This window comes from Rhodococcus sp. IEGM 1354, from assembly GCF_030056855.1.
Taxonomy (GTDB): domain Bacteria; phylum Actinomycetota; class Actinomycetes; order Mycobacteriales; family Mycobacteriaceae; genus Rhodococcoides.
In genome coordinates this window covers 532675-553058 of the sequence record NZ_JASHKT010000002.1, presented here as the reverse complement: position 1 = coordinate 553058, position 20384 = coordinate 532675, and the positions used below count along the sequence as shown (strand labels likewise).

Annotated in this window: 17 protein-coding genes; 11 read left to right on the top strand and 6 right to left on the bottom strand. The window is 64.7% G+C overall.

Going from position 1 to position 20384, the window contains the following annotated elements:
• Positions 1–154: 154 nt before the first annotated feature.
• From QM588_RS07090 to QM588_RS07080, 3 genes are all read left to right on the top strand, one after another.
• Positions 155–844 (top strand): MBL fold metallo-hydrolase, encoded by a 690-nt coding sequence (locus QM588_RS07090; protein WP_206498124.1) that lies wholly within the window; start codon positions 155–157, stop codon positions 842–844.
• A gap of 140 nt (positions 845–984) precedes the next feature.
• The gene (locus QM588_RS07085; RefSeq protein ID WP_027497246.1) at positions 985–2175 is read left to right on the top strand and encodes a DoxX family protein; all 1191 of its coding nucleotides are present in this window, start codon (positions 985–987) and stop codon (positions 2173–2175) included.
• Positions 2176–2319: 144 nt separating this feature from the next.
• Positions 2320–4641, top strand: a complete 2322-nt coding sequence (locus QM588_RS07080) for a HelD family protein (protein ID WP_283312339.1) — start codon at positions 2320–2322, stop codon at positions 4639–4641.
• Between the two features lie 64 nt (positions 4642–4705).
• Here QM588_RS07080 and QM588_RS07075 read toward each other — a convergent pair whose 3' ends face one another.
• Positions 4706–5158 carry a universal stress protein gene (locus QM588_RS07075; RefSeq protein WP_008715916.1) on the bottom strand — a complete coding sequence of 151 codons (453 nt, stop codon included), beginning with the start codon at positions 5156–5158 and terminating at the stop codon, positions 4706–4708.
• Positions 5159–5340: 182 nt separating this feature from the next.
• Here QM588_RS07075 and QM588_RS07070 point away from each other — a divergent pair, with 182 nt between their 5' ends.
• Entirely contained in the window at positions 5341–8199 is a 2859-nt protein-coding gene (locus tag QM588_RS07070) for an alpha/beta fold hydrolase (RefSeq protein WP_283312338.1), read from the top strand.
• Positions 8196–9053, top strand: a complete 858-nt coding sequence (locus QM588_RS07065) for an ABC transporter permease (protein ID WP_283312337.1) — start codon at positions 8196–8198, stop codon at positions 9051–9053. The genes QM588_RS07070 and QM588_RS07065 overlap by 4 nt, the downstream gene beginning before the upstream one ends.
• 6 nt (positions 9054–9059) lie before the next feature.
• Here the strand turns inward: QM588_RS07065 and QM588_RS07060 are convergent, their stop codons facing one another.
• The gene (locus tag QM588_RS07060) at positions 9060–9926 is read right to left on the bottom strand and encodes an SCO6745 family protein (RefSeq protein WP_283312335.1); all 867 of its coding nucleotides are present in this window, start codon (positions 9924–9926) and stop codon (positions 9060–9062) included.
• 64 nt (positions 9927–9990) lie between these two features.
• Positions 9991–12153: an excinuclease ABC subunit UvrB gene (gene uvrB, locus QM588_RS07055; RefSeq protein WP_283312334.1), complete on the bottom strand. Its 2163-nt coding sequence runs from the start codon at positions 12151–12153 to the stop codon at positions 9991–9993.
• Between the two features lie 78 nt (positions 12154–12231).
• Between uvrB and QM588_RS07050 the strand changes: the two genes are divergently transcribed.
• A complete protein-coding gene (locus QM588_RS07050; RefSeq protein ID WP_283312333.1) occupies positions 12232–12777 on the top strand; it encodes a DUF402 domain-containing protein in 546 nt (181 codons plus the stop codon).
• Positions 12778–12793: 16 nt separating this feature from the next.
• On the opposite strand, the gene coaE is transcribed toward QM588_RS07050, so the two are convergent.
• Positions 12794–14011, bottom strand: coding sequence for a dephospho-CoA kinase (gene coaE / locus QM588_RS07045; protein WP_283312332.1), 1218 nt, complete (start codon positions 14009–14011; stop codon positions 12794–12796).
• A 129-nt stretch (positions 14012–14140) separates the two neighbouring features.
• Here coaE and QM588_RS07040 point away from each other — a divergent pair, with 129 nt between their 5' ends.
• A complete protein-coding gene (locus QM588_RS07040; RefSeq protein ID WP_121869710.1) occupies positions 14141–14350 on the top strand; it encodes a hypothetical protein in 210 nt (69 codons plus the stop codon).
• 150 nt (positions 14351–14500) lie between these two features.
• Here the strand turns inward: QM588_RS07040 and rpsA are convergent, their stop codons facing one another.
• Positions 14501–15979, bottom strand: coding sequence for a 30S ribosomal protein S1 (rpsA, locus tag QM588_RS07035; RefSeq protein WP_027497255.1), 1479 nt, complete (start codon positions 15977–15979; stop codon positions 14501–14503).
• A 214-nt stretch (positions 15980–16193) separates the two neighbouring features.
• On the opposite strand from rpsA, the gene QM588_RS07030 reads away from it, so the two are divergent.
• Positions 16194–17021, top strand: a complete 828-nt coding sequence (locus tag QM588_RS07030) for a class I SAM-dependent methyltransferase (RefSeq protein ID WP_283312331.1) — start codon at positions 16194–16196, stop codon at positions 17019–17021.
• 21 nt (positions 17022–17042) lie between these two features.
• Here QM588_RS07030 and QM588_RS07025 read toward each other — a convergent pair whose 3' ends face one another.
• Positions 17043–18140 carry an isocitrate/isopropylmalate dehydrogenase family protein gene (locus QM588_RS07025; RefSeq protein ID WP_283312375.1) on the bottom strand — a complete coding sequence of 366 codons (1098 nt, stop codon included), beginning with the start codon at positions 18138–18140 and terminating at the stop codon, positions 17043–17045.
• Positions 18141–18150: 10 nt separating this feature from the next.
• Between QM588_RS07025 and QM588_RS07020 the strand changes: the two genes are divergently transcribed.
• The 3 genes from QM588_RS07020 (at position 18151) to trxA (ending at position 20326) form a co-directional block, all read left to right on the top strand.
• Entirely contained in the window at positions 18151–18657 is a 507-nt protein-coding gene (locus QM588_RS07020; RefSeq protein WP_283312330.1) for a 2'-5' RNA ligase family protein, read from the top strand.
• 210 nt (positions 18658–18867) lie between these two features.
• On the top strand, positions 18868–19866 hold the full coding sequence (locus tag QM588_RS07015) for a helix-turn-helix domain-containing protein (RefSeq protein ID WP_283312329.1): 999 nt from the start codon (positions 18868–18870) through the stop codon (positions 19864–19866).
• Between the two features lie 88 nt (positions 19867–19954).
• A complete protein-coding gene (trxA, locus tag QM588_RS07010) occupies positions 19955–20326 on the top strand; it encodes a thioredoxin (RefSeq protein WP_283312328.1) in 372 nt (123 codons plus the stop codon).
• The last annotated feature ends 58 nt before the right edge of the window (positions 20327–20384 follow it).

Sequence of the window (20384 nt, the reverse complement as noted above, 5' to 3'; positions counted from 1 at the left end):
ACACGCCGTGTAGCCGAGGACTCCACGTCGAAAACCTGTCGAGGTGAGCGACGAACCTCACCTCGTAGCAATGGTAGGTCCAGGTACCGACACACTTTTCCACGAGCGTGACCCCGGCGCTCCCGTCGTTGCTGCCGACGGTAGCGTCCTCGAAATGGACGAGCACCTCATGGTCATCGACGACAATTACACCGGCGTCGTTGCACAGGGTTCACCCCCGCAGCGGCGGACGATCCCCGGAGCCACGATCACCAAGATGTCGGTCGGCCCCATGGACAACAACACTTACCTGGTCGTCTGTTCCGCAACGGGCCATTCCCTGCTGATAGACGCCGCCAACGAGGCGGACCGCATCTCACTGCTTCTCGACGAGAACGCACCGACCCTGTCTCTGATCGTCACCACCCATCAGCATGCCGACCACTGGCAGGCGCTGGCCGATATCGCCGGTGGCACCGACTCGCCCACCGCGGCCCACGAGCTGGACGCAGAACCGCTGCCGGTAGCTCCGGACCGTCTTCTGGCCGACCACGACACGGTGTCGGTGGGTGAGCTCACCTTCGATGTGGTGCATCTGACCGGTCACACTCCGGGCTCGATAGCACTCGCGCTGACCGATGCCGAGGGCAAGACGACGCACCTCTTCACCGGCGATTCTCTGTTCCCCGGCGGCGTCGGCAAAACCAACGGCCCCGAGGATTTCACCCACCTCCTCGACGACGTGAGCGCCAAATTGTTCGACCGCTACGCCGACGACACCATCGTCTACCCCGGGCACGGCAAGGACACCACCCTCGGTGACGAGCGGCCGCACCTGGCGGAATGGCGCGAACGCGGCTGGTGACGCCGCGCGTGCTTGAGAGCGTGAAACACGGGGTATGAAGAGTGTGACAAAAGTGCACGCACCGGTGACTTCGAACTATTTTCGGTGCGAGTCCGCACGTACAACCGCCATGACACGAGAAACTACGCAGGAGGCTGTCAATGCTGGTCCGCCGTATCGCCCGTCCGCTGATGTCTACGATTTTCATCTCCGGGGGCGTCGATGCACTTCGTAATCCCGCCGGCAGGGCGAAGGCAGCCGCTCCGCTGATCGAGCAGAGCAAGGATGCTCTGCCGAACGAGGTCACCGCGAACGTGCCGACCGATCCCGAGACGTTGGTTCGGATCAACGGCGGTATCCAGGTCGCCGGCGGCATTCTGTTGGCCACCGGCAAGGCACCGCGCATCGCATCGCTCGCTCTGGCCGGAAGCCTCGTTCCGACGACACTGGCCGGACACGCGTTCTGGAACGAAACCGACCCGGAGACCAAGGCTGCGCAACGCATCCACTTCTTCAAGAACCTCAGCCTGCTCGGCGGATTGCTGATCGCGGCCGTCGACACCGAGGGCAAGCCCTCCGTCGCGTGGCGCAGCAAGCGGGCGGCACGCCGCGCACAGGAATCTGTGGTCTCAGCGCTGCCCGGTCACACCACTCACGACACCGGCGAACGCGTCAAGGAAATTGCCTCGATCGCAGCGAGCCGCGGTGCCGACCTGGCCGACGCCGCACAGCCGAAGCTGGCCAAGCTCGCCGACGCTGCACAGCCGAAGCTGGCCAAGTTCGCCGACATCGCCGGCGAGAAGGGCTCGGAGCTGGCAGAGGTCGCGCAGCCCGCTCTGAACCGGTGGGCTCACATCGCCGCCGACAAGGGTTCGGAGCTGGCCGAGGAAGCCCAGAAGCGGGGCTCGAAGCTGGCCGAGCTTGCTGCCGACCGCGGAAGCGATCTGGCCGAAGAAGCGCAGAAGCGTGGATCGAAGCTCGCCGACAAGGCCGCGCACCGCAGCTCGGATTGGGCCGAGCTCGCTCAGAAGCGGGGCTCGAAGTTGGTCGACGTCGCTGCCGACCGTCGCAGTGAACTGGCCGAGGTGGCACAGAAGCGCGGAGCAAAGCTCGCCGATCTCGCTGCCGAGAAGGGATCCGTTCTGGCCGAAGAGGCTCAGAAGCGCGGCGCCACGTGGGCCGACATCGCGTCGGATCGGGTCGACACCCTCGGCAAGCGCGCTCGTAAGCGGGCCGAGAAGCAGAACAAGGAACTCGAAAAGGCAACCGAGCAGGCTCGGGCCAAGCTCGAGAAGCGAGTTGCCAAGGCGCAGAAGAACTTGGACAAGAAGCTCCAGCAGTACGCGAAGTAGGTCTACCCACGACGCTCGACGTCGTTCGCGCACGGCCCTGTCCCAGAACTCGCGGTTCTGCGACAGGGCCGTTCTGCGGCGTAGACTGCTCTGGCTGATTTCGAGGCGATATTTTCGCCTCGGCCGAACTCCCGAGGAGAACCTTTGCCGGACGACGGCCACCCATCGAACGATCCCGGTGCACCCATCGAGGAAGACCTCGAACAGGCGCATCTGACGCGGTTGTACACGCAGCTCGATGCACTGCGCGAGTATGCCGCAAACCGACTTCGCGCCGTGCTGCTCGAGACCGGCGGAACACCGCAGGCCCGAAGCGAGCGCGAATCCTTCAACCAGATGTACACCGAGGACATCGCCAAGTACGACGCAGCCGAGAACGGACTCTGCTTCGGACGCATCGACCTCGATCCGGACACCCTCGATCCGAAAGTCGACGACCGCCCCGAGCGTTACATCGGCCGTGTCGGAATCCTCGACGACAAGAACGATTACGAGACACTACTGCTGGACTGGCGAGCTCCCATGGCCCGTCCGTTCTATCTGGCGACACCGGCAGCTCCCGAAAACGTGTTGCGCCGCAGGCACATCCGTACCCGCGGACGCAAGGTGACCGCCATCGCCGACGAGTTCCTGGACCTCGATTCCGCGCAGTCGTCCAACGATGCCGCTGTTGCGGGTGGCGTCGCCAGCGAGGGTGCGCTGCTGTCCGCTCTCGATGCAGCGCGAACCGGTCAGATGAACGACATCGTCGAGACGATCCAGAGCGAGCAGGACGCAATCATCCGCTCACAGCATCGCAGTGTGCTGGTGGTGCAGGGCGGACCGGGCACCGGCAAGACGGCGGTGGCACTGCACCGAGCTGCGTATCTGCTGTACACGTACCGTCAACAGCTCGGCAAGAGCGGTGTCCTGATCATCGGGCCCAATGCCACGTTCCTCGACTACATCGGCCAGGTGCTGCCGTCGCTGGGCGAAACCGGGGTATTGCTGTCGACCATCGGCGATCTGTACCCCGGAGTCCGTGCGCAGCGCGAGGATTCGGCTCTGGCCACCGAGGTCAAGGGAAGACTGTCGATGGTCGACGTACTGACGCAGGCGGTGCGTGATCGCCAGGAGGTGCCCGCACAGCCGCGCCGGCTGAAATTCGACACCTACGACATCACCCTCGATCGAAAGATAGTCACGCGTGCCCGCGGCCGCGCCCGGTCCTCCCGGCGACCACACAACTTGGCTCGGCCTCTGTTCGTGTCCTCGGTCATCGACCAGTTGGCCAATCAGCTGGCCGCGAAACTCGGCCAGAACGTGGTGGACGGATCGAGCTTGCTCAGCGCCGACGACATTGCGGACATGCGGGACGAGATGCGCGAGGACCACGACGTGATGGCTGCGATAGACGAGTTGTGGCCGGATCTGTCGCCCCAGCAGGTTCTTCGAGACCTGTTCGCGTCGCCGGAGAAAATCGCATCGGCCGCACCTGCGCTCGACGAGTCGGAGCGCGTATCGCTGCTGCGCCGCGGCCACGGCTTCTCGTCCGCGGACGCCCCGCTTCTCGACGAGCTCGCCGAGCTACTCGGCGTCGACGATGCTGCCGAACGTGAACAGGCTCAGCGTCAATGGCGTGGCCAGATCGCCGATGCCCAGGGCGCGCTGGACATCCTGACCGGGTCTGCACCGCAGGACCTCGAGGACGAACTGGACCCGGAGATTCTGATGGCGTACGACCTGATCGACGCCGATCAGCTTGCGCGACGCCAGAATTCGGGTCAGCGACTCACCACCGCGGAACGCGCAGCCGGCGACCGTACCTGGACCTACGGGCACGTGATCGTGGACGAGGCGCAAGAGCTGTCGGCGATGGCGTGGCGAATGGTGATGCGGCGCATCCCCAATCGGTGGATGACACTGGTGGGTGACACCGCGCAGACCGGAGACCCGGCCGGAACCTCGTCCTGGGGATCGGTTCTCGAACCGTATGTGGCTCAACGCTGGAAGCTCACCGAACTGACGGTCAACTACCGAACGCCGTCGGAGATCATGACGGTGGCGCACGACGTGCTCGCGGCGATCGATCCGGAGCAGTCCGAACCGCGATCCATTCGCAGCACCGGCGTCGAGCCGTGGGCTCAACGAGTAGCCGCAGCAGATCTGGTGACGGCGGTCGAGAAGCGAGTGGCCGATCACCCTCGCCCCGGCCTGAGCGCAGTGCTGGTTCCCTCCGAGCTCGTCTCCCAACTCCGGCACCTGGCATCGGATGTGGTGACCGTGTCGACGGTCAAGGACGCGAAAGGGCTCGAATTCGACTCGGTGCTCATCGTCGAGCCGAGCGCCATCGTTGCGGAGTCCGTCAAGGGTATGAACGACCTCTACGTGGCCCTGACCCGAGCAACCCAGCGACTCGGAGTCGTCCATGTGGACCCTCTGCCCCTGGAACTCGGTGCCCTGCAGCCCTTCGACGCCGAAGCCTGACGAGAACAGTCGGCCCGCCCCGTCATCTTCGACGGAGCGGGCCGATTGTCGTACTACGAGAGAATCAGCGGACGGTATGCACGATCAGTACGTCACAGGTCGACTTGCGGGCCGCGTCGGACGGAACCGAACCGAGCAAGCGACCGGTCAACGAGTTCAGCCCACGGTTGCCGACGACGAGTAGATCGCCCTTGACCTCGTCCACGAGCGCCAGGAGAGACTCGACGGGCGCTCCGACGATCGGCTTCTCCTCGATGTTCTTCGCGCCGGCCTTGGTGGCGTGCTCTCGGGCGGTGCGCAGGATTTCGCGCGTCGGTGCCGAACCGGTGATCTGGTAGGCGTCCTCGCGGAGTGCGTCGGCGGCGGCAGAGGTGTCTTTCGGATCGGCCGGGTAGTAAGCACACGCGATCACCAGGGTGGCATCGGCATCTCCCGCCAGAGCCGCGGCCTTCTCCACTGCCCGCAGTGACGATTCGGAGCCATCGGTTCCGACGACGACGGTGCGGTAGGCGCTCATTCATTCCTCCATTTGTCGGTCACACACAGATGTGACACTTCTGGTCGAACTGGATTGGTGCAAGTCACAGGACCTGAAGACGTGGTCCGGGGACTGATGCGCTGACAGTAGCCGGAAGTCGACGATCGGCACGTGAACTTGGGGAACAACACGATCCGCGCCACTCACATACATTGGTTTGCATGCCGATCCCCCGCCCGCCGTTGTCGAGACGGGCCCTCGCTCTCGGTGCCGTCGCGATCTCGATCGTGATCGTGGCCGCCCTCGCATTCGCATTCCTCCCCCAGGGACGCGAAGCCGACACTGCAACGCGTGACGCGCGCATCACGCTACCGGACAGCCCCGGTTCGACGGAGACCGTCGACCTCGACACCCGGCTCTACATTCCCGAATCGACCCCCGCTCCGGCTGTGTTGCTCGCGCACGGCTTCGGCGGCAGCAAGGACTCGGTCGACGGCGAAGCTCGTGATCTCGCCGCCCGCGGATACGTGGTTCTCGCCTACACCGCGCGCGGCTTCGGTGACAGCACGGGTTCCATCTCCATCAACGACCCCGATCGCGAGGTCGCCGATGCCCGCGGCCTGATCGACTGGCTGGCCGAACAGCCGGAAGTACAACTCGATGCGCCCGGTGATCCCCACGTCGGCGTGGCAGGCGGATCGTACGGCGGGGCACTGGCCCTCAGTGCCGGCGGAACAGACCCCCGCGTGGACTCGGTGGCCGCTGCAATCACCTGGAACGACCTGGGCCAGGCCCTGTTCCCCAACTTCGGCGTCACCTCGTCCGCAGGTCGAGAAACGCTCGGAAACATCGACTCCCCGGCCGGTGCCGAATACGGCGGACCCGGCGTCCTCAAACGTGGATGGGCCGGCGTCTTCTTCGGAGCGGGTGCCTCCAGCGCTGCGCCCAGTAGTTCCGGGGACGGTGACAGTGGCGGGGGCGCATCCGCGTGCGGCAGATTCGCGCAGGAATTCTGCGACGCCTACGCACAATCCGCAGTCACCGGCATTCCCAGCCAGCCGCTACTCGATCTGTTGACTGCCCACTCGCCCGTCGCGGTCGCGTCGAACATCACGGCTCCGACGCTTCTCCTACAGGGCACCCAAGACACTCTGTTCGGTCTCGACCAGGCCGACGCGACGGCTCGGCAGATCGCAGCCGCAGGCGGTGACGTGACTGTCCGGTGGTTCGACGGTGGGCACGATGCCGGTGGAACGAACGGTGCGTCGGATCGAGCCGTCGCCGACTTCTTCGACCGGACTCTGCGCGGCACCCCCGATCCCGCGCCCTCCGACAGCGCGCCGTTCGTGTATTCGACGCAGCGCGCAGCCGATGAACGAGGAGGCGAACGCAATCGTCGGATGACGGCTCCCGACTACCCAGGCCTGACCCCGAACTCCGAACCCACACAGACGAATACGGTGACCTTCACCCCCGCCTCCGAGGACGGGACGATCATTCGTCCGCCCGGCGCGTCACCGTCGGCCATCTCGTCCGTCCCCGGTCTGGGTTCGGTGTTGTCGACACTCGGATCGACCGAAGCCGGTGCAGCGCTGACTGCGGACCTTCCGGGCCAGTCCGCGATTTTCACGAGCGAGCCCGTCGACTCGTCACTGACCATCACCGGCGCGCCGAGAGTCGATCTCCGGGTGGCGTCCCTGGCCGGGCCCGGCCAGGCCGTCCTGTTCGCGAAACTGTACGACGTCGCCCCGAACGGCACACGCACCCTTCCCGGCGGTGCAGTGTCGGCCATCCGACTGCCCGACACCGGGAGCATCGACCCCGTCGACGTCACTGTCGCCCTCCCTGGAATCAGCTACACCGTCCAGCAAGGGCATCGACTCGAACTGAGCGTCTCCACCACCGACCAGGCATACGCCGTCCCGCTGGAGCCCGCACAATTCAGCGTGACCATGGCGACCACGTCCGTCGCGTTGCCGACCGTTCCCGCGGTGGCGAGCGCGAACAGCACCGTCCCCGTCGCTCCACTGATCGGAATCGGCGTGGTCGTCCTGGTCGTCGGATGCATCGTCGTGGCGACGATCGTGCGAACCAGACGCCGCACGGTGGCCGAGGTCGACGAGGCTCTCATCGACACTCCCCTGGTGATCACCGACCTGGCCAAGACGTACTCGAACGGGTTCCGCGCCGTGGACGGCGTCAGCTTCGAGGTGAAACAGGGGCAGGTACTCGGACTGCTAGGACCGAACGGTGCCGGAAAGACCACCACGTTGCGCATGCTGATGGGCCTGATCACCCCCACCGGCGGCGACATCCGGGTCTTCGGTCACAAGGTCACACCCGGTGCCCCGGTGTTGTCGCGGCTCGGCTCCTTCGTCGAGGGTTCCGGCTTCCTTCCGCATCTGACCGGCACCCAGAATCTGCGGCTGTACTGGGAGGCGACTGGGCGACCGATCGAAGACGCTCACCTCGACGAGGCACTCGAGATCGCAGACCTCGGCGCAGCCATCGAACGCAAGGTCAAGTCCTACAGCCAAGGCATGCGTCAGCGCCTCGCCATTGCACAGGCCATGCTGGGTCTACCGGATCTCATGGTGTTGGACGAACCGACCAACGGCCTCGACCCGCCACAGATCCGAACCATGCGTGACGTGCTGATCAACTACGCCAAGACGGGACGCACCGTGTTGGTGTCGAGCCACCTCCTCGCCGAAGTCGAACAGACGTGCACGCACGTAGTGGTCATGAACCGTGGCTCCGTGATCAGCTCGGGCACCGTCCGCGAGCTGACAGCAGCCGGTGGGCAGACCGAGATCAGGGTCGACGACGCCGGCCGCGCCCGGTCGGTACTCGACGCCGCCGGCCATGACGGCGCGGTGATCGTCGACGACGGCACGGTGACCGTCGACCTGACCGACGCCGATTCCGCTGTTGTCATCAGGGAACTCGTCACCGCGGGAGTGTCGGTCCGCGGCTTCTCCCAGTCCACCCGACTCGAGGACGTGTTCCTCGACCTCGTTCATCGAGATACCCCAGGCCCGGTCGTTCACGAGACCGACTCCAGCGAGGATCGCTCATGAGTACAACGCACGCAGACGGCCGCGCAGCGGGCTACACCGGCGGGCGCACCCTGCCGTTTCGTACCGAACTGCGCCGACAGCTGGGCCGGCGACGCACTCAGCTCGCCATCGGTTTCCTTGCCCTGCTACCGGTGATCCTGGTCGTCGCCTTCACCGTGGGCAGTTCCAGCGCCGACTCCGATGCCGGCGGGCTGATCGAGCTCGGCACGCGGGGCGGCATGAACTTCACCGTCTTCGCACTGTTCATGTCCGTCGGATTTCTGCTCATCGTCGTGGTGGCGCTGTTCTTCGGCGACTCCGTTGCGAGCGAGGCATCGTGGTCGAGCCTGCGCTACCTGCTCGCCATCCCGGTCCCTCGAAGCCGACTGTTGACCCAGAAGGCACTCGTCTCGGCCACGTTGTCCAGCGCCGCCATTCTGGTGCTGGTCGGAGTGTCCCTGCTGATCGGGACGGTGATGTACGGTGCCGAATCACTGGTCACGCCGCTGGGTGAAGGACTCTCGTACGGCACTTCCCTGATGCGATTGCTGATCGCGGTCGCCTACATCGGCGTCAATCTGCTGTGGGTGGCAGGTCTGGCGATGTTGCTGTCGGTGCTCACCGACGCCCCTCTCGGGGCCGTCGGCGGCGCGGTCATGACGTCGATTCTGATGCAGATCCTCGATCAGATCACGGCATTGGGATCGCTACGCAACTACTTGCCCGGGCACTACGCGAACTCGTGGATCGACGCCTTCGGCACGAATATCGACTGGAACGACATGGTGGTCGGATCGTTCTCGGCCATCACCTACGCGGCGGTATTCGGGTTGATCGCGTGGCGACGTTTCGCCACGAAAGACATCACCAGTTGACCCGAGCTACTTCTTGGTGATCGCCGGGCCGAACACTCCCGCGGGTATGACGCCTTGGCCCACGATGGCCTCACGCCACGGCGTCGCGAGCGAGACCAGCCGAGCCGCGCCGTCTTCGCCGAGGGCGGCCCACGGGGCCAGCGCGAGGTCGTTCGTGATGTCCTCGACCAGAGTGCGGAGATCCTTGCCGTCCTGAGTCAACGCGCCTTCGGCCGTCAGTAGTTCACGATCGGCCAAGGACGCCACAGCTCCGTTCCACTGCTCGTTCGACCAGCCACGACGCTTGCGCGCGAATTCCTTCTCGAAGCCGTACCCGGTGGCGGTGTGGGTGATCAGCGCGTCCAGGCCGTTCAACCCTGCCGTCTGCAGCGCGGCGATGTGACCGTCTCCGCGGTATTCGCGGATCAGGGTGAGCGCGTGCCACAACACGAGGTGCGGCGCTTGCGGCCACTCGAGTTCGGCGTAGGCGGCATACAGCGGCCGACCGTCGTCTCCTGGGATTCCACGCGCAGCGATCGATGCGAGGTCGGCAGCTTCGGCCATGTCCGGGGACGACAGCGTCTCGGAGCCCAACAGACGCTGGAATGCGGCGTCGAGTGTGGCGTAACGGATTGCCATGATCTCGTCGGGCGAGGCGATGGCCCAGGCCGCCGGAACCAGCGGGCTGATGAGGTCGCGGTTGAAGTTGTAGAACGTGGCTGCGACGACACCTGCACCGACCGGCCCGAGGGGTGCTGCACGGCCGGCGAAATAGCAGGCCCGTGGCGGTAAGCCAGCAGCAACGAGAGCGTCCTGCGTCTCCGGCAGGAAATAGGTCATCGAATGGATGAGTTCGAGTGCACGAGAGGTGCGGCCGGCAGTGGTTGCGTCCATCTCTGAACCGTAACCGAACCATTTCGGATCGTTCCGCAGGCTCGACCCGCACCACCCGCCGGACCTACTTGAGGCCGGCCGCGTCCATGCCCCGGAGCTCCTTCTTAAGGTCCTGGATCTCGTCGCGCAGGCGACCGGCCAACTCGAACTTCAACTCGCGAGCCGCGTTCATCATCTGATCGGTCATGTTCTTGATCAGGTCCGCCAGCTCGGCGCGCGGCATCGACGAGACATCCTGCCCCTCGTACACCCCGGAGCTGACCGACCTGCCCGCTTCGCCCTGCGCTCGCCGACCGCGGCTGGCGTTCCGACCCGAGCCGCCCACTTCGACAGCAGTGTCGGTGTCCTCCGCTTCCTGATACACCTGATCGAGAATGTCGGCGATCTTCTTGCGCAGCGGTTGCGGATCGACTCCCCGCTCCTTGTTGTAGGCAATCTGCTTCTCGCGCCGACGTTCCGTCTCTTCGATCGCGTACGTCATGGAATCGGTCATCTTGTCGGCGTACATGTGCACTTCACCGGAGACGTTTCGAGCGGCGCGACCGATGGTCTGGATGAGGCTCGTACCGCTGCGGAGGAAGCCTTCCTTGTCAGCGTCGAGAATCGCCACGAGCGACACTTCTGGAAGGTCGAGGCCCTCACGTAGCAGGTTGATGCCGACCAGGACGTCGTATTCACCCAGCCGGAGCTGACGCAGCAGCTCGACTCGGCGCAATGTGTCGATGTCGGAGTGCAGGTACCGGACGCGAATACCCAGCTCGAGTAGGTAATCGGTGAGATCCTCCGACATCTTCTTGGTCAGAGTGGTGACCAGCACGCGCTCGTCTTTCTCCGCGCGCTCCCGGATCTGGTGCACCAGGTCGTCGATCTGTCCCTTGGTGGGCTTGATGACCACCTGGGGATCGACAAGTCCGGTGGGCCTGATGACCTGCTCGACGAACTCCCCTCCGGTCTGGCCGAGCTCGTACTTTCCCGGGGTGGCCGAGAGGTAGACCGTCTGGCCGATCCTCTGTGTGAACTCTTCCCACGTCAGCGGCCGGTTGTCCGTTGCGGAAGGCAACCGGAACCCGAAATCGACCAGGTTCCGTTTGCGCGACATGTCGCCCTCGTACATCGCGCCGATCTGCGGGACGGTGACATGGGATTCGTCGATGACGAGTAGGAAGTCCTCGGGGAAGTAGTCGATCAGGGTCGCGGGTGCGGTGCCGGCCCCGCGACCGTCGATGTGCCGCGAGTAGTTCTCGATGCCGGAGCAGAAGCCGACCTGCTTGATCATCTCCAAGTCGTATTGCGTGCGCATCCGAAGCCGCTGCGCCTCGAGCAGCTTGCCCTTGCCTTCGAGCTCGGCCAGGCGAGCTTCGAGCTCGGCCTCGATGTCCTTGACCGCCCGTTCCATCCGCTCCGGTCCAGCGACGTAGTGGGTGGCCGGGAAGATGCGTACCGAATCGACTTGGCGAACGATGTCGCCCGTCAGCGGATGGAGGTAGTACAGAGCTTCGATCTCGTCGCCGAAGAACTCGATGCGAATCGCCAATTCCTCGTACGACGGAATGATCTCGACAGTATCGCCGCGGACTCGGAACGATCCCCGGGTGAAGGCCATGTCGTTGCGCGTGTACTGCACGTCGACCAGAAGCCGGAGCAGCGCATCGCGCTGGACCTCGACGTTGACCTCGAGCTCGATCGACCGATCGACGTACGACTGCGGGGTGCCGAGACCGTAGATGCACGACACCGAGGCCACCACGACCACGTCTCGGCGGGAGAGCAGGGATGCCGTCGCCGAGTGCCGCAGACGCTCGACGTCGTCGTTGACGGACGAGTCCTTCTCGATGTAGGTATCGGTCTGCGCGATGTACGCCTCGGGCTGGTAGTAGTCGTAGTACGAGACGAAGTACTCGACGGCGTTGTTGGGCAACATGTCTCGCAGCTCGTTCGCCAACTGCGCTGCGAGAGTCTTGTTCGGTGCCATCACCAGGGTGGGGCGCTGCAGTTTCTCGATCAGCCAGGCGGTGGTGGCCGACTTACCGGTACCGGTGGCACCGAGAAGCACGACGTCCTTCTCGTCCGCCTTGATCCGACGTTCGAGTTCGGCGATGGCGGTCGGCTGATCACCGGCCGGAACGTGTTCGCTGACGACCTCGAACGCCGGTCCGGTGCGCTCGATCGCTCCCACCGGACGGTGTTCGGAGTGCGCGACAACGGGATGTTCGGATGCAAACGCCATTACACAAGCGTAGACGCGACCACCGACAAGTTCCGTCGGAGAGACCTCGGAGGTCTGTTCCCGGTAGCTTCTACAGGCATGGTCGCTCACACGTCAGCCGGTGCGCACACCGTCGTTCATGCCCCGAAACACGAGACGTTCGACCTGGTCGCCAAGACCAACGTCGATCCCAAGGGGTTCGTTCGCGTGGTCGACGAATACCGCGTGGAGCCATGGGGGCTGTACATGGCCCGGCCTTCCGACCATGCCCACTTCGATTATCTGGAGTCCTGGCTACTGCCTGCTCTCGGGCTCCGGGCCTCGGTATTCCATTACCTGCCCGCACACGCGAGGGACCAGGACTACTACGTCGACATCGGCGAGTACACGGCCGGGGCCAGCCGATGGACCTCGGTCGATCACTATCTCGACCTCAGTGTTCGCACCGGCCGCGATTACGACCTGCTGGATGTCGACGAGCTGTTCGACGCGCGCGTGGCACAGCATCTGGACACCCCGACAGCCGAGCGGGCGCTGTCCCGATCGATCGCGGCCATCGAAGGACTGACGCGGCACGAATACGACCTGAACGCCTGGCTCGCGTCGATCGGAATGCCGACGGAATGGAACGGCAAACCGGCCTGAACCGCGCAGCTCTGCCTCAGGCAGTCCAGTTCGTCTCCTCCGCCCACTGCCACGCCCGCCGATACGCCACGTCGAACCACGGCGCCTTCGCGTCTATGTAGGCATCGATCGCCGGTTGGTATTCGGCGATCCCGGCGGCGGCTTCTGACGCACGCCGCTTGATAGCGGCGTATTCCGTCGCGACAGCCGCGTCCGCCCGGAGCCAGTCGCGGAACAACAACGCGAACGTCTGGTTCGGCCAACCGTCGACCCGAACATGAACGTTGGCCGGACGGCCGGGATCTGCGTTACCGTGAAAACGCTTGCCCCACACGGCCGGATCGGCCTCACCGCCCACTCCGTACGCGGGCTTCGGATCGTCGAAGTCACTCGACTCGACGCCGGGGAACCCGGCGACGCGCAACTGTTCGCCGACGGAATCTGCGTCGGCCAGCGAACGCACCGTGACCTGAATATCGAGCACGTCCTTGGCATCGAGTCCGGGTACCGCCGTCGATCCGACGTGGTCGATCCGCACAGCCTTGTCCCCACACGCGAGAGCCAGGCGCGCGATCATCCGCCGCGCCTGTAATTCCCAGGCCGGGTCTGCAGTCACCAGTTCCGGATGTGTCCGGGCGACGATCCCCTCTCTGAGGTTGCGCTCGAAGGGAATCACGCGCTCGTTCCACAAGTTTCGTACCTGATCGTCGACGCTGCCGGGCGCACCCGTGTTGTCGATCCACACATCTGCCGCAGCTCGGCGCGCGTCGTCGGTCGCCTGCGCGGCGATACGCGCGCGGGCATCGGCCTCGGGCATGTGTCGTTGGCCGGTCAGCCTGCGGACTCGTTCCTCTGCGTCGACCCAGACGACGACGACCAGATGGAAGAACGGACCCATCGAGCCTTCGACGAGGAGCGGAATGTCCTGCACCACTACGGCATCCGGTGCTGCCCCGTCGATGATCTCGGCGGTGCGCTCACCGACCAACGGATGCACGATCGCGTTGAGTTTCTTGCGGGATTCCTCGTCGCCGAATGCCTTGGCCGCCAAGGCTGGCCGATCGAGCGACCCGTCGGGTGCCAGTATCTCGGTACCGAAGGTGTCCGTCAGTTGTTGCAGTCCAGGCGTTGCCGGCTCCACGACTTCACGTGCGAGTACGTCCGAGTCGACGAGCACTCCCCCGAGTTCGGTCAGCACTTTCGCCACGGTCGATTTGCCGGCACCAATTCCGCCGGTCAGTCCCAGTCTCAGCATGCGTCCAGTCTGACACTCGAACACGCCGAAGCACACCAGCCTCAAATGCACCGGTTTTGCGAGCCTGTCGGTTATCTTCGACGAGCGCAACCTCGATGTGCCGACCCACTGCCAGCGAAAAGGACACCCATGCGAAGCAATCAGATCCAACCGGGTCGGCACCGCCTCGGCATGGATGCAGGCGTTCACTGCATTCTCATTCCAGAAGTTGCCTCGGCGCTGGCCGACCACCGGCGTAACTGGTTCACCAACCTGCTGACCCCCGCCCGCCACAGCTTCGCCACGATGCGTAAGCGCACGGCGAGCGTCGGCCAGTGGAGCCCAGCCACCGCCGCGTAGTTCGCACTCCCCCTCACCCTTGGACCCGGTTCACCAGAACCGGGTCCGTTGTCGTTCCTGCTGCACATCTGCGCCTTCGAACGAGAAAGCCCCGGCTCTCGCAGGGAGAACCGGGGCTGAGGTCACACCCTCACGGGTGGACTACATCTATCAGGCGTTGCCCGACAGCTTCTCGCGAAGTGCAGCGAGCTGCGCATCGCTGGCCAGCGATCCACCGGTCGAGGCCGGAGCCGACGCTGCGGGAGCATCGCCTTCTGCATCGGCGGGAGCCTGACCCGACTCGGAGGAGTAGTTGGTGTTGGCGGCTTCGGCAGCTTCGTCCTTGGCCGTCTTCTCCATCTGAGCGGTGTGCATCTTGTGGCGACGCTCGGCCTCGGCGTAGCGACCTTCCCACTCTTCACGCTGCTTCTCGTAGCCTTCGAGCCATTCGTTGGTCTCGGAGTCGAAGCCCTCGGGGAAGATGTAGTTGCCACCCTCGTCGTACGAGTCGGCCATGCCGTACTTGGACGGGTCGAACTCTTCTGCGTAGTCCTCGTTGGCCTGCTTGAGGCTCAACGAAATCCGGCGACGCTCGAGATCGATGTCGATGACCTTGACGAGTGCGTCGTCGCCGACACCCACGACCTGGTCCGGAACCTCCACGTGGCGCTCGGCCAGCTCGGAGATGTGCACGAGGCCCTCGATGCCCTCTTCGACGCGCACGAATGCACCGAAGGGAACCAGCTTGGTGACCTTGCCGGGCACGATCTGGCCGATCGCGTGGGTGCGAGCGAACTGGCGCCACGGATCTTCCTGAGTTGCCTTGAGCGACAGCGAAACACGCTCGCGGTCCAGGTCGACGTCGAGAACCTCGACGGTGACCTCGGTGCCGACCTCGACGACCTCGGACGGGTGATCGATGTGCTTCCAGGACAGCTCGGAGACGTGCACGAGTCCGTCGACGCCACCCAGGTCCACGAAGGCACCGAAGTTGACGATGGAGGACACGACGCCCTTGCGGACCTGGCCCTTCTGGAGCTGGTGCAGGAACTCGCTGCGGACCTCGGACTGGGTCTGCTCGAGCCATGCGCGGCGCGACAGGACCACGTTGTTGCGGTTCTTGTCGAGCTCGATGATCTTGGCCTCGATCTCCTTGCCGACGTACGGCTGGAGGTCGCGGACGCGACGCATCTCGACGAGCGAGGCAGGCAGGAAGCCGCGGAGACCGATGTCCAGGATGAGTCCACCCTTGACGACCTCGATGACGGTGCCCTTGACGGCCTCGTCCTTCTCCTTGAGCTCCTCGATCGTGCCCCAAGCGCGCTCGTACTGAGCTCGCTTCTTGGACAGGATCAGGCGGCCTTCCTTGTCCTCCTTGGTGAGGACGAGTGCTTCGATCTCATCTCCCACGGAGACGACCTCGTTGGGGTCGACGTCGTGCTTGATGGAGAGCTCGCGAGAAGGGATGACGCCTTCGGTCTTGTAACCGATGTCGAGTAGAACCTCGTCGCGATCGACCTTGACGATGGTGCCTTCGACGATGTCACCATCGTTGAAGTACTTGATCGTCGCGTCGATGGCTGCGAGAAAATCCTCTGCGGAGCCGATATCGTTTACGGCCACCTGCGGTGAGGTTGTGGTTGAGGGCATGTGTTGAGTTGCTCCGGACGGGTTGGGTATCGGTTGATGGATGTTCGGTCGGACCTGTAGAACATGTGCAGCACGAGTGAGGACGGCTATATTCCTGCCGACTCCGCGGACGCAGAGGACGGGCGAACCCGACCTGAGCGCAGCACGAGCACACTCGCGGTGATCAGGGTACGCGATGCCGCAGTACCAGCACAAACCCGGTTAGAGTCGGCGTGTGAACGATCTTCCTGTGCCATCGTCCACTCCCGGCCGCGGCCGTGTCGATTCGGCCGCGAGCGACCGCGCCAGCAGACTCTGGTGGGATTCCGACGCCGACAACTACCACCGTACGCACGGCGCGTTTCTCGGGGTGGCGACCGAATCCGGGGAGTTCGTCTGGTGCCCGGAAGGACTGCACGAGGGCGACGTGCATCTGCTGGGTGACGTCGCGGGCAAGGACGTCCTCGAGGTGGGCTGCGGCAGCGCACCGTGCGCCCGCTGGCTCGGGACCCAGGGCGCGCGCGCCATCGGACTCGACATCTCGATGGGCATGTTGCAGCGCGGCGTCGATGCCATGACCGCGGGTGGGTCGAGAGTTCCGCTGGTTCAGGCCAGTGCCGAGTCCCTGCCGTTCGCCGACGAGCGGTTCGACATCGTGTGCTCGGCCTTCGGTGCGGTTCCGTTCGTCGCGGACTCCGCCAATGTGATGAAGGAAGTGGCGCGGGTACTGCGGCCGGGCGGCATCTGGGTGTTCGCGGTCAATCATCCGATGCGCTGGGTGTTCCCCGACGATCCCGGGGTGGGCGGTCTGACCGCAACGATTCCGTACTTCGATCGAACCCCGTACGTCGAGTACGACGCCGACGGGACCCCCAACTACGTCGAGCATCACCGCACGATCGGTGACCGCGTGCGCGAGCTGGTCGCCGCAGGTCTCGAGGTGCGCGACATCGTCGAGCCGGACTGGCCGGAGTGGCTCGACCGCGAGTGGGGTCAGTGGAGCCCACTGCGCGGCCAGCTCTTTCCCGGCACCGCGATCTTCAGCAGCCGTAAACCGCTCTGAACACGGGTTCCGGCACACGGTTCAGCGCCGGTGCACCCGGGCCTCGACGGTCTCGGTGAAGGCGCTGGTCGACGCCTGCCCGCCGAGGTCTGCTGTCGCTACGCCGGATTCGACGGTGTCGTCGACAGCGTGTCGGATCCGCCCGGCGGCTGCGGCGAGCCGGTCGTTCCCATGCCGATCGGCGAGCCACTCGAGCAGCATCGCGGCCGACAGGAACAGCGCCGTCGGATTGGCGCGATTCTTGCCGGCGATGTCCGGGGCGGAACCGTGTGACGCCTGCGCCATGGCCTGTGATTGCGAGGAATTGATCGACGGGGCGGTACCGAGCGAGCCGGACAACTCTCCCGTCAGATCCGACAGGATGTCACCGAACATGTTTTCGGCCACGATGACGTCGTAGTCCTCACCGCGTCGAACCAGATGCGCTGCGAGGGCGTCCACATGTTCTTCGGTGACCTCGACGTGCGGGAACTGCTCGCCCACGCTGCGGCACGCATCGCGGAACAATCCCGTCGTCATCGACAGCACGTTGGTCTTGTGCACGATGGTGAGCTTGCGGCGGCGTCTGTCAGCCAGCAAAAATGCCTCGCGCGCAATGCGTTCGCATGCCCGACGGGTGAACACCCCGACCGCGAGTGCCACGTCGGGAGTCGGCATGAATTCTCCGCTGCCGACGAACATGTTGCGATCGGCATAGAACCCCTCGGTGTTCTCCCGCACCACTACCAAGTCCATGTTCGGCGACATCGCTCGCACGCCGGCAAGGGCTTTCGCAGGCCTGATGTTGGCGAACAGGTCGAAATCCTTCCGAATCCGCCCGCCCGGGGTCAGCTGCGAACGAAACGGCTCCGGATACGAGGCACTGTCGTGCGGCCCCAGAATCCAACACTCGAGCTCGCCCAGCTTCTGCAGCGTGCTCTCGGGCATCGGTGTGCCGTACTCGTCGATGGCACCGCGACCGAGCGGTAGGTGCACCCATTCGACCGCCGATCCCCCGACTGCCGCGATTGCCGCGTCGACCACTCGGATCGTGGCGGGCACGATCTCGTGACCGATGCCGTCGCCGGTCATGGCCCCGATTCGCAACGTGGGTGCATCTCGTCCGTCCATCTGCGACATCATGGACTACATGGTGCAGTCCGCCGAACTCCTCCTCGACTCGGGGCTCGATACTGCGGTTCGCCGCGAGTGGGCGGCACTCTCCGATGCCGGCCTGCCGAGCCAGAACCGTCATCGGGGCGAGTCGAACCGTCCGCACATCACCGTCGTGGTGGCGTCGTCCATGCCCGCGTCCGTCGATTCCGGTGCGGCCGTGCACTTCGACCCGTTCGATGTTCGCCTCGGCGGTCTCGTCGTGTTCGGTGGCCGGACCGCCACCCTGGCCCGTCTGGTCGTGCCGAGCGTCGAGCTGCTCGACCTGCATGCTCGGATGCATGCCGCAGTGGGCTCGGGCTCGTTCGACAACGTCGCCATCGGGCAGTGGACGCCGCACGTCACACTGGCCCGGCGGTTGACACCCGACGAAGCAGGTGCCGCGACGCGCCTGCTGTGCCCGCACCTGGACGACCTGACCGGCTCTGCCGCTGCCCTGCGTCGATGGGACGGCGACAACAAGTGCGAGTGGCGTATCGGCTGACCGTCGGGCCTGTCAGAATCGGAAGTCCCCGAATTGGGTCACCTCCGCGTGTGTATCCGGTGTACGGCCGACAACTACCAACGCATCGAGGGCCAGGAGCACCAACACAACCACCAGTACAATTGTCATGCCACCAGCGTCCTAGCTGCGTCTTCGCCGCACGAGTGGCAGTAACGACATGTATCGTCGATTTTCTGCCATACTGCTGTCATGCTGAAAAAGGTGGTCGCAGTACTGCTGCCCTTGTCCGAACAGTTCGAGCTCGGCGTGGCCTGCGAAGTGTTCGGATTCGACCGATCCGACGAAGGACTGCCCACCTACGACTTCTCGTTGATCGCAGGGGTACCCGACACGATTCGCACCAGGGTTGGTTACACCATCGATGTGCCCCACGATCTCGACCGTCTCGACAGCGCCGATCTGATCATCGTGCCGGCCGGCGGCACCGAGTCGGCCGACGACGGAAGCTATGTGTGCGGCAGCCAGTACAGCCCCTCGATCGAGCCACTTCTCGACAAACTCCGTGATGCGGTGGATCGAGGCGCGCTGGTCGCCAGCCTGTGCAACGGCGCGTTCGTACTCGGCGCGGCGGGCCTACTCGATGGCAGGCGGTGTACGACCCACTGGCGACACTCGGCTTCCTTGGCCTCGAACTACCCGTTGGCCCAGGTCGATCCGAACGTTCTCTACGTGGACGACGGGAACGTCCTGACCAGCGCGGGCACGGCCGCCGGTATCGACCTGTGCCTACACATCGTGCGCAAGTACCAAGGCAGTGTCGTGGCCAACGGAATCGCGCGCAGAATGGTCGTACCGCCGCACCGCGACGGCGGCCAAGCGCAGTTCGTCACCAGTCCCCTGCCCGCGATCCGAACCGAAACCTTGGCTCCGTTGCTCGATTGGATGACCGAAAACCTCGATTCGGAACTCACGATCGGTCGACTGGCCGCGCGGGTCAACATGTCGGCTCGTACGTTCGCCCGCAAATTCGCAGCAGAGACCGGCACGACGCCTGCGCGGTGGCTCAACGACCAACGCGTACTGGCTGCGCAGCAGCTCCTCGAGAACTCCGACCTGCCGATGGATTCAATCGCAGAAGTCGTCGGCTTCGGCAATGCCGCAGCCTTGCGCCAGCATTTCGTCAGACTTCGCTGCACGACGCCGAACTCGTACCGCCGAACATTTCGGGCCGCGCCGCAACCCGTGTGACGGGCCACGAAGGAAGTCGGGCCGGGATGATTCCAGAGAACATCTGCGTTGAGACGAACAAGAAGCGCAATCAATCGAAAGGGTACGCGTGGCCACTCAGACTTTGACTCAACAGAATTTCGACGAGATCGTCACCAACAACGATGTGGTGTTGGTCGACTTCTGGGCCTCGTGGTGCGGTCCGTGCCGCCAGTTCGCGCCGACGTTCGAGAAGTCTTCCGACGCGCACCCGGACATCGTGCACGCCAAGGTCGACACCGAAGCCGAACAAGGCTTGGCCGCTGCGGCGCAGATCCAGTCGATCCCGACGATCATGGCATTTCGCGAAGGCATCCTGGTCTACGCCCAGCCCGGCGCATTGCCCGCTCCGGCGCTCGAAGACCTCGTCGGCCAGATCAAGGCACTCGACATGGACGTCGTCCGCCAGCAGATCGCCGAGCAGGCACCCGCAGCGGAGTAGTTCCACCAGCAACACGAAACGAAGGGCCGCTCACCGAAACCGGTGAGCGGCCCTTCGT